Source organism: Aldersonia kunmingensis (assembly GCF_001646865.1).
In the GTDB taxonomy this organism is placed as follows: Bacteria; Actinomycetota; Actinomycetes; order Mycobacteriales; family Mycobacteriaceae; genus Aldersonia; species Aldersonia kunmingensis.
In genome coordinates this window covers 1-9,618 of record NZ_LRRB01000260.1, presented here as the reverse complement: position 1 = coordinate 9,618, position 9,618 = coordinate 1, and the positions used below count along the sequence as shown (strand labels likewise).

Annotated in this window: 7 protein-coding genes and 1 pseudogene; 3 read left to right on the top strand and 5 right to left on the bottom strand. The window is 68.6% G+C overall.

All coding sequences use genetic code 11. From position 1 onward, the window contains the following. A pseudogene (locus A8G08_RS27625) lies at nt 1-239 on the top strand (SCO1664 family protein); the annotation flags it as partial. 42 nt (nt 240-281) lie between these two features. Continuing rightward, nucleotides 282-1,523: a cysteine--1-D-myo-inosityl 2-amino-2-deoxy-alpha-D-glucopyranoside ligase gene (gene mshC / locus A8G08_RS20605; protein ID WP_068278333.1), complete on the top strand. Its 1,242-nt coding sequence runs from the start codon at nt 282-284 to the stop codon at nt 1,521-1,523. Between the two features lie 7 nt (nt 1,524-1,530). On the opposite strand, the gene A8G08_RS20600 is transcribed toward mshC, so the two are convergent. Further along, nucleotides 1,531-4,959 carry an ATP-binding protein gene (locus A8G08_RS20600; RefSeq protein ID WP_157108696.1) on the bottom strand — a complete coding sequence of 1,143 codons (3,429 nt, stop codon included), beginning with the start codon at nt 4,957-4,959 and terminating at the stop codon, nt 1,531-1,533. Between the two features lie 113 nt (nt 4,960-5,072). Between A8G08_RS20600 and A8G08_RS20595 the strand changes: the two genes are divergently transcribed. Then, nucleotides 5,073-5,519: a nuclear transport factor 2 family protein gene (locus A8G08_RS20595; protein WP_068278331.1), complete on the top strand. Its 447-nt coding sequence runs from the start codon at nt 5,073-5,075 to the stop codon at nt 5,517-5,519. A 24-nt stretch (nt 5,520-5,543) separates the two neighbouring features. On the opposite strand, the gene A8G08_RS20590 is transcribed toward A8G08_RS20595, so the two are convergent. The 4 genes from A8G08_RS20590 to nirB all read right to left on the bottom strand — a co-directional run. Next, on the bottom strand, nt 5,544-6,395 hold the full coding sequence (locus A8G08_RS20590) for an SDR family NAD(P)-dependent oxidoreductase (RefSeq protein ID WP_084436640.1): 852 nt from the start codon (nt 6,393-6,395) through the stop codon (nt 5,544-5,546). Continuing rightward, nucleotides 6,392-7,300, bottom strand: a complete 909-nt coding sequence (locus A8G08_RS20585) for an LLM class F420-dependent oxidoreductase (RefSeq protein WP_222844288.1) — start codon at nt 7,298-7,300, stop codon at nt 6,392-6,394. Before A8G08_RS20585 ends, A8G08_RS20590 begins: the two co-directional genes overlap by 4 nt. 75 nt (nt 7,301-7,375) lie before the next feature. Continuing rightward, the gene (locus A8G08_RS20580; RefSeq protein ID WP_068278329.1) at nt 7,376-7,705 is read right to left on the bottom strand and encodes a Rieske (2Fe-2S) protein; all 330 of its coding nucleotides are present in this window, start codon (nt 7,703-7,705) and stop codon (nt 7,376-7,378) included. Next, nucleotides 7,702-9,618: nitrite reductase large subunit NirB (gene nirB / locus A8G08_RS20575; RefSeq protein WP_068278327.1), on the bottom strand; the 1,917-nt coding region annotated here is incomplete at its 5' end. The genes nirB and A8G08_RS20580, both read right to left, overlap by 4 nt.

Sequence of the window (9,618 nt, the reverse complement as noted above, 5' to 3'; positions counted from 1 at the left end):
CGGCGCACAAACTGCGCACGGTCCTGTGGGGCTGGGCCGACAGTCCGATCGACGACGGTCTGATGGCAGATGTACTCGCCGTGAGCAAAATTATTGCGGGCCCGCTCGGGGACCGGCTCGCGCCGCATATCACCGACGACGAGATCGAAGCTTTCGCTGATCGGGTCATCGATCTGGTGCAGCGACCGGTGATGCCACGCCCGCGGACGCATAGGCCGATTCCCTGGCCGGCGTTCTGACCCGGGAAAACGTCACCGCCGCGTTTCGCTAGGCTCGTTGCCATGCAGTCCTGGTCCGAGACACCTGTGCCCGTTGTGCCCGGATCGGGTCCGCCGTTGCGCCTCTACGACACGGCCGACCGCCAGGTTCGCCCGGTCACTCCCGGGCCGATCGCGACGATGTACGTCTGTGGCATCACGCCCTATGACGCCACCCACCTTGGGCACGCCGCGACCTACCTCGCCTTCGACCTCGTCAACCGGGTGCTGCGCGACGCCGGCCACGAGGTCCACTACGTGCAGAACGTGACCGACGTGGACGATCCGCTGTTCGAGCGGGCCGAACGCGACGGCGAGGACTGGATGGTGCTCGGCATGCGCGAGACGGCGCTCTTCCGCGAGGACATGGAGGCGCTGCGCGTCCTGCCGCCACGCGACTACATCGGCGCGGTCGAGTCCGTGAACGAGGTCGTGGAGTTCGTCGAGAAGCTCATCGCCGCCCGCGCCGCATACGTCGTGGACGATCCAGAGTTCCCCGACGTGTACTTCCGCGCCGACGCCACCGAGCAGTTCGGCTACGAGTCGGGCTACGACCGCGCCACCATGGAACGGCTGTTCGCCGAACGCGGCGGCGATCCGGATCGCCCCGGCAAGCGCGATCCGATCGATGCGCTGATCTGGCGCGCCGCGCGCCCGGGGGAGCCGTCCTGGCCGTCGCCATTCGGCCCGGGCCGTCCCGGTTGGCATATCGAGTGTGCGGCCATCGCGTTGAACCGCATCGGCACCGGCTTCGACGTGCAGGGTGGCGGCAGCGATCTCATCTACCCGCACCACGAGTACTCGGCAGCGCACGCCGAGGCAGTCGTGGCCGGGCGACGCTTCGCACGGCACTACGTGCACACCGGGATGATCGGTCTCGACGGCGAGAAGATGTCGAAGAGTCGCGGCAACCTGGTATTCGTCTCGAAACTTCGTGCACAGCTTGTGGATCCGGCCGCGATTCGGCTCGGGCTCCTCGCCGGGCACTACCGCACCGACCGGGCGTGGACGGATGAGGTGCTCAAAACGGCGCAAGAGCGGCTGCAGCGTTGGCGCGCGGCGGCGGCGGTGGAGACCGGACCGGCGCCGGCGGACGCGATCGCGCGCCTGCGGCAGCATCTGGCCGACGATCTGGACACCCCGAAGGCGATCGACGCGATCGACGACTGGACCTACCGTGCGCTCGAATACGGCGGTTCCGACCCGGCCGCGCCGGGACAGATCGTGGACGCGGTCGACGCGCTGCTCGGCATCCGCCTGATCTGACGCCGATTCAGGGCAGTCGTTGGCCGGTCTGACCGGCCACGGTGGCCGCCCAGGCGTCGAGTTCCTCGGCCCGCACAGGGTCTCCGGCACCTGCACGCTGGGTAAGTGTGCGGGCGCATTCCGTTGCGGTGGCCGCGGCGAACGCGTGCATTCCGCTCGCGGTCTCCAGGTCCAGCGCTGCCCCGAATGCGTCGATCGCCGCATCGAGGTCGCCGCGCCGTCGTGCCAGTAGCCCGAGGCCGTGATCGACGGTGCCGATGATGCAGATTCCCGTGCCCCCGATGGCGATCCGGCCGCGGTAGGGCAGCAGGTTCCGTTCGAGACGCGCCGCAGCATCGTCGGGGCCGGCGATCGCGAGGATGCGGGCGCGAATGGTCTGGTGCGCCAACCACATATAGTCCGGCGGTGGCTCGACGAGGCCCGCGCCGAGCACGACGGCCGGGGTGTCACGTGCCCCGGTCAGGCGCCCCAGGTCGCGGAGATCGGCGAGCAATGCCAACCCGGTCTGCTCTGCCAGCATCGCGAACTCGGCGGTCGCATCGGCGAGCGTTCCGCGGGCGAGATGGTGGGTTGCGGCGAGCAACAACGGAATCTCCGCTGTTCCCGGCAGAGTGGTTCGACCGTGCAAGGCCTCGGCGCGTTCGGCGGCGGCCGCACCTTCCCCGAAGCGCCCGGCCGCCAGGTCCAGCGCGGCCTCCCACCATGCGAGCACTACCAACACCGGGGCGAAGGCGAGCCGTCGCGCGACCCGTTCTGCCCGTTCGTAATCGCCGTTCCCCGACGTGAAGTCACCGCTCTCGACGCGATCGCGACCGCGGAAGACGAGGGCGCGGCACAAGGCAATGTCGTCGTAGCGAGATTCGGCAAGCGCGACGAGTTCGGTGGAGGTCCGCATCCGATCGGCCAGGCTCGCTGGGCGTTCGGTCGCGACGTGGCGGAGCTCCAGGGTGCGCGACAACGCCGATGTGCCGTGCGCTCGAGCAAGCTCGAGCGCACGGTCGGACAGTGCCACCGCACGCTCGTATTCTTCTGGCCAGTAGTACAACTCGCTCGCGAGCGATGCGCGTGCGGCGGCTGCCAACTCGGATTCGTTGTCCGGCAGTGTCTCGATGAGCCGGTCGAACAGCGCGATTGCAGCGAAATCGACTTCTCGGTACTCGCGCCAGCTCCAGACGGCGTTCGAGCCGACCTCGACCGCGGCGCGGGCGGCATTCACGACCTCGCCCGCGTCGAGCGCGAGCATCGCCGCGCTGTGGGCGTAGGTCCAGGCCTGCCGATCGTATCCGGAGTTCTTGTTGGCGCGGGCGAGCGAGACGAGTAGCTCGTACCGTTCCGTGGGGGTCGGCGGCGGCGCCGCGGTGTCGCCTGCGGCGAGCGCGATCTCGTAGAGCTGCCGGGCCTGGTCGAATACACCGCGCCGCTCGGCCGCGAGGCCTGCCGTGATCGCGAACTGGCGTGCACGACCGGCGAATTCGGGCCCTGCGGCGGCGTAGTGCGCGGCGATTGCCGCGTCCGAGGACTCGTTGGTGGCATCGGCCATTGCGGTCGCGAGACGCGCGTGCAGATCCGCTCGGCGGGCGCGTGGAATCCGGGCCTCGACCGCTTGGCGGACAATCGCGTGCCGGAACCGGTGTCGGCCGGAATCGGCATCGGTGGTGAATCCGTTTGCGCGCGTTGTGGCTTCAACGTCGGCGCCGGTGTCTGCCGCAAGCCCGCTCGCCACGGCCACGACGCGCGGATCGAACTGTTGTCCGGCGATCGCTGCGGCCTCCAGATAGTGCGCGGCGTCGGTGGTCAGTCCGCGCAGCCGGGCACGAACGACGTCGCGGACACCGTCGGGCACGTCGAGGGATTCGACCGCCGCCGGGTCGCTCAGTCCGTCGTCCGTGCTCAGCGCGGTGACGAGCTCGCCGAGGTAGAACGGATTGCCCTCGGTGCGGGCGTGGAGGGCGTCCACGACGTGCTCGTGCGCGATGTTGCCGCGGGCGGTGACGAACGCGGCCACGTCCTCGCGCGGCAGACCGGATAGCGCGATCCGTGGCGTGCGTGATCGTGTCAGGTCGGCGAGCAGCGCGGCGAGGGAGGAATTCGAGTCGTCGATCGGCGCGCGCGATATGACCACGACGAGGACCGGCAGGCGCGACAGGAGCGGTGAGAGCGCGCGCAGCACCAGCAATGTCGGTTCATCGGCCCACTGCACGTCGTCGACCACGAGCAGTGCCGGTCCGACCACATCAGTGAGGACCGTGGCGAGGGCGCGGACCAGGCGGAACCGCTCGGTGTCGGCATCCGGCACGGCCACCCGATCGCCGACGAGCGTCTCGGCGAGCTGGGGGAGCAGCGGGACCAGCGCGGCGGATTCTGCGCCGCGGGTGCGGATCCGGTCATCGAGCCCGGCGACCAGCTCGCCGACCGCGAGGGTCAGCGGCCACAGGCTCGGGGCGGATCCGGAGTCGTCGACCGCGCCCCAACCGGTCCGCATGCCGTGCGCGGCGGCGGTTTCCGCCAACGCGGAGGCGAGCGTTGTCTTGCCGATGCCGGGCTCGCCGGTGAGAAGGACCGCGGAACCTCGCCCGGCCCGTGCCGCATCGAGCGCTGAGTTCAATTGCGCCAGTGGAGCTTCCCGGCCGATAGGGATCAGAGTTGGGGAGAGAGCGGTCGGTGGCGGTGAACCGGCGGGTTCCGCGAGTTCGACTTCGTGGCGCAGGATCTGGGTCTCGAGCCGGCGCAGTTCCGGTCCGGGGTCGATCCCCAGTTCGTTGCTCAGCACTGTGCGAGCGCGGCCAAGCGCGGCGAGCGCATCCGCCTGCCGCCCGGAGCGATACAGCGCGAGCGCGAGCAGTGCCCACACGCCCTCTCGGAGCGGGTGCGCGGCGATGAACGGTTCGATCTCGGCGACGACCTGCGCCGGAGAACCGATCGCGAGGTTGGCCCGCCAGCGGTCCTCCCGCGCCAGGGCGCGGAGCTCGGTCAATCGGGTGGATTCGGCGGCGAGCGAGGGCGCACCGAGTACATCGGCGTAGGCATCGCCGCGCCATAAGGATTCGGCCTGGAGCAGCAGATCGCGCGCGCGTTGCGGGTTCTGCGACAGGCACGCCCGGGCCTCGTTCGAGAGTCGGGTGAACTCGTGTTCGTCCACCACAGACGGGTCCACCTCGAGCAGGTAGCCGGGCCGGCTCGTGCGGATCGGCCCGGGCATCGCCGGGTGAAGCGGTTCGAGCGCGCGGCGCAGATTCGCCACATACGACTGAACCGACACCGAGACCTTCGCGGGCGGGTCTTCGCCCCAAACCTCGTCGACGATCCGTGTCGTCGAGACCACCTGCCCGCGCGCGGCGACGAGCAGCGCGAATAGCGTGCGCTGCTTCCCGCCGCCGAGTTCGACGGCGCCCTGTGGCCCGGTGACCTGCACCGGTCCGAGAACGGCGAACCGCATGGCGCAGATCGTATGGCATCGGGGAGCGTCCAAGGTTTTCTCGAGCTGGGTCCAAGCGGCACGGCCGACGCTGATGGCGGATCGAATATCGCCCACAACCTGAGGAGAACGCCATGACCACCATCGAGACCGTCGACATCGCCGCCGCCCGCGCACGCAACGAGGAGATCTGGGCCGAATCGTCGAGCCTGCTCTACTCCCGCCGGGTCGACGAGTTCGTGGAGACGTGGTGCCCGGACGCGAGTTACGAAGCGGCCCTGCCCGTGCCGGGCCTGCCTGCCGTGGTGACCGGACGGGAAGCACTGCACGCCGTCTTCAGTGGGCTGGTCGCGGCCGTTGTCGAGCTCGGCGTGACGGATGTGACGTTTCACCAGACCGATGACCCCAACGTCGCGATCGTGGAGGAGACGATGATCGGGCGGCTCGCCGACGGGTACGAGTATCGCAACCGGCTCGCCATCCGGGTCACGTTCCGGGACGGCCGGATTGCGCACATGCTCGAGTACTACGGCCAGTTTGCCCAGGCGGATCTGCTGCGCCACCTCGGCTTCGTTGAATAGGCCTCAGCGTCGAGTAGCGCAGTGTCAGCTTTGTAGATGCTGCAGCGGGACGTGATTGGCCCAGCCCTCGCTGGGCCAGTTGAACCACCCCGACGAGGCGAAGGTGCCGCCGTCGGGGTGCAGCGTCGTCCCCGTCATGTACTCCGACAGCGCGGACGCGAGAAACACCACGCACCCGGATACGTCCTCGACCCGCCCAACCCTGCCCATCGGAATCGCGACAGACCCACCGACCGGATCGGACATCGGGTCGGAGCCGTTCGACAGCCGCTTCAGGTTCGGGGTGGGCACGTAGTCGGGCGCGATGTTGTTGACCCGGATGCGGTCCGGTGCGAGTTCCACGGCAAGGGTGCGGGCGAACTGCTCCACCGCGGCCTTCGCCGCGGCGTAGACGGCGAACCCGGGCGCAGCGCGATGCGCCTCGATGGTCGTGATGTTGACGATGCTGCCGCCCCGCCCACCGGCCTGCATGCGCGGTGCAGCCAGCGAGCAGGCGTGCAGGACATGGTGGAAGTTGGTGCGCAGCAGTGCGTCCCAGCCCTTCGGCTTGGTCTCGAGGAACGGCGCGCGGAAGGTTCCGCCGACGACATTCACCAGGGTGTCGACCCGGCCCCAACGCTCGTCGACCACCTCGAAAAGGGCAGCGAGCGCCTCGGGGTCACGGGCATCGCCGTGGTGCACGATTCCGTCGTGACCGCGCTCATCCAGGGCACTGCTCAATTGCCCACCTGCTGCCGGGTCGATATCGATGACCGCGGGGTGCACGCCATTCGCGGCGAGATCCAGCGCGATGGCCGCGCCCAGTCCGCCCGCGCCGCCGGTGATGACCGCGACGGTCCCGGCCAGGCCGCTGCGCTGCTCGAACCAGCCGCTCACGACAGGTAGGTGGCGCCGAATGATTCGACGAATTCGAGTGTGGCCTCGGGTGTGTCGGTGCGAGAGGACACCACCACCCAGTCGACGCCGGCCTGCTCGATCGTGGCCAACGCCTCGCGGTGGCGATCGGGCTCGACGGCCGGGCGTTCGATCCCGTCGCCGTGGTAGGAGTACGTGACGTCGATGTGATCGGTGCGCCCGTTGGCCGCTGCCTTGTCCCGGAGTTCGGCGATCGAGGCGGCGAGTTCGCTCACGCCGCCGAGTGAGGGGGTGCGGGCGGTCGTGCTGAGTTCCGCGCCACCGGTCATCGGCATCCAGCCCTGGGCTCGCTCGGCGGCCCGGCGCTGGCTCAGCTTCGAGTTGCCGCCGATCCAGATCGGAATCGGGTTCTGCACAGGCCTCGGCCGAGCGACAACGTCGCGAGCGTTGAAATGGCGACCCTCATAGCTGAACGGCTCGCCACTCCAGTGCATCGGCAGCACGTCGAGCGCCTCGTCGAAGAGCGCATTGCGCTCGTCGAAATCGACACCGAGCGCATAGAACTCGGTCTTCAAGTACCCGGCGCCGAGGCCGAGAATCACGCGACCGCCGGATAGTTTGTCGAGCGTTGCCGCAGCCTTCGCGAGCAGGAACGGGTTGCGGTAGGGCGCGACGGCCAAGTAGGTGAGCAGCCGCAACCGCGTGGTCGCGCCGGCCACGAAGCCGAGCGCGACCAGAGGATCGATCGTCTGGTGGCCACCGGCGCCGAGCCAGCGAGCACCCGGCACCGGGTGCTCGCTCAACGAGATCGCGTCGAAACCGCTGCGCTCCGCCGCGATCGCCACTTCGCGCAGGTCACCGGCGTCGAGCAGGTCGCCGTCGGCGCCCGCGGTCTCCGGATAGTGATAGATGAACCGCAGCGCCACTTCGCACCGCCCCTTCAGCCGTGTCGTCTTCGCTTAAGGGCGAGAATAGCGCTCTCCAATATCGAAAGGAAGGTTCTACCGCTCGCCCGGGAGGCCGACCTGTATCTCTTCTCCTGCGATGCGGGCCTCGTACACGCGGACAGTGCCGATGCCGTCCGCGCAGGTCCCGGTGTCGAGGGAGAACGCGTACTGGTGCAGCGGGCAGATCACCACGGTTCCATCGATCTGACCATCGGTGAGTGGTCCGCCCTTATGCGGGCAGATCGCGTCTGTCGCTCGGAGCGTGCCGTCGGTCAGCAGAAACACCGCGACCTGCCGACCGTCGACGACGTAGGTCCGGCCCTCGCCGGGGGTGAGGTCGGCGAGGGCGCCGACCGTGGTCCAGGTTCCGGTTGATGTGCTCATCGGACCGGCACCTGTGGCAGCGGGAGCAACGGCAGCGCGGGCTTGAACTGCGCCGGTGATCGCGGTTTGCTGCGTTCGAGCCAGGGATCGCGGTAACCCGCGACGGAGACGTTCATCCGCTCCTCGAGGCCGGCGCAGATGCCGTCGGCGTCGTCTACGAGCAGTCGGCGCAATTCCTCGATGCTCACGCGCGGCACGAACGTGTACGTGCGCTCGAGCCACTTGCCGTTCTCCCGGTAGTACTGGATGAACCGAGCCGCGTACAGCAGGACCTCTTCCGCGCCGTTCGCGGTGACGAGCAGATCCCCCTTGCGGATATGCGCCCCGGCCGCGCCGCCGATGTAGATCTCCCACTTGTCGTCACCGATCGCGACGACACCGAAGTCCTTGCACAGCGCCTCGGCGCAGTTACGTGGACAGCCGGTGACGGCGAGCTTGAGCTTCGCCGGGGCCTCGAGGCCCTGGAAACGTTCTTCGATGGCGATGCCGAGATTCGTGGAGTCGCCGAGCCCGAAGCGGCAGTACTCGGTTCCCACACAGGTTTTCACGGTGCGGATGCTTTTTCCGTAGGCGTAACCCGACGGCATGTCCAGATCGCCCCAGATCTTCGGGAGGTCCTCTTTCTTCGCGCCGAGCAGGTCGATGCGTTGGCCTCCGGTGACCTTGACCATCGGGATCGCGTACTTGTCCGCGACATCGGCGATGCGGCGCAACTGATCCGGCGTCGTGACACCGCCCTTCATCTGTGGCACGACGGAGAAGGTGCCGTCACGCTGAATGTTGGCGTGCACCCGGTCGTTGATGAACAGCGCGCCGGACTCGGGCACCCAGTCGGCTCCCCACACCACCCGCAGCAGCGAAGCGAGCGGCATCTTCGCGGTGGCGACCTCACCCTCGGTGGACAGCTCCGCGAAAACCTCGGACACCGACTTGATTCCGCGTTCCCGCACCGCGGCAATGAGTTCCGGCTTCGTCATCGGGATGCACGGCACGTACCAGTCGGCGGCGGGGTCGACCGCGAGCGCGCCGCCCGCCGCGCACGCGACGATGTCGGCGACAAGGCCCTTGCACGAACCGCAGCCCTTACCCGCGCGCGTCTTCGCCACGACCTCGGAGACGGTGCAGATCCCGCTGTTGACGCAGCCGACGATGTCGCCCTTGGTGACGCCGTTGCAGTTGCACACCTGCGCATCGTCGGACAGTTCGGCCGCACCCGTTGCCGCGCTGGGTGTGCCGAGATCGAACAGCATCGCGATGCGCTCCTCGGGCAGCGGCACCTTCTCGTCGAAGGCCTGCGTGAGGAAGCCGACCTTGCTGACATCGCCGAGCAGCGTCGCACCGATCAGCTTGTTGTCGCGCACGACGACGCTCTTGTACGTACCGGTGCTCGGCTCGTAAAACTGGACGAATTCGTCGTCGTCACGCTCCGGGCCCTGCACGCCCATCGCCGCGACGTCGACGCCGGCGACCTTGAGCTTCGTGGTGAGCCGTGAACCGTGGTAGGCCGCATTGGGATTGGCGCCCGTCAGGTGGTCGGCGAGCACGCTCGCCTGCTCCCACAGCGGGGCGACGAGGCCGTACACCTCGCCGCGGTGCTGACAGCATTCGCCAACCGCGTAGATCGACGACTCGTCCTCGCAGCGCATCTGATCGTCCACGACGATGCCGCGCTCGACGACGAGCCCGCCGCGACGGCCGAACTCCACGTTGGGCCGGATACCGGCGGTCACCACGACCATGTCGGCGGCCAGCGAGGTGCCATCGGTAAAACCGACGCCGGCGACGTGCCCGTCCTCGTCACGCAGGACCGAGGTGGTGCGCTTGGCCGTGTGCACGCCGACGCCGAGCCCCTCGATCTTCTTGCGCAGCAACAGTCCGCCGCGTTCGTCGAGTTGCTGGTTCATCAGGTGGCC

What these genes read in the sequence shown, in the direction of transcription:
- mshC (WP_068278333.1), top strand. Translation starts at nt 282, where the DNA reads ATGCAGTCCTGGTCCGAGACACCTGTGCCCGTTGTGCCCGGATCGGGT.
- A8G08_RS20600 (WP_157108696.1), bottom strand. Translation starts at nt 4,959, where the DNA reads ATGCGGTTCGCCGTTCTCGGACCGGTGCAGGTCACCGGGCCACAGGGC.
- A8G08_RS20595 (WP_068278331.1), top strand. Translation starts at nt 5,073, where the DNA reads ATGACCACCATCGAGACCGTCGACATCGCCGCCGCCCGCGCACGCAAC.
- A8G08_RS20580 (WP_068278329.1), bottom strand. Translation starts at nt 7,705, where the DNA reads ATGAGCACATCAACCGGAACCTGGACCACGGTCGGCGCCCTCGCCGAC.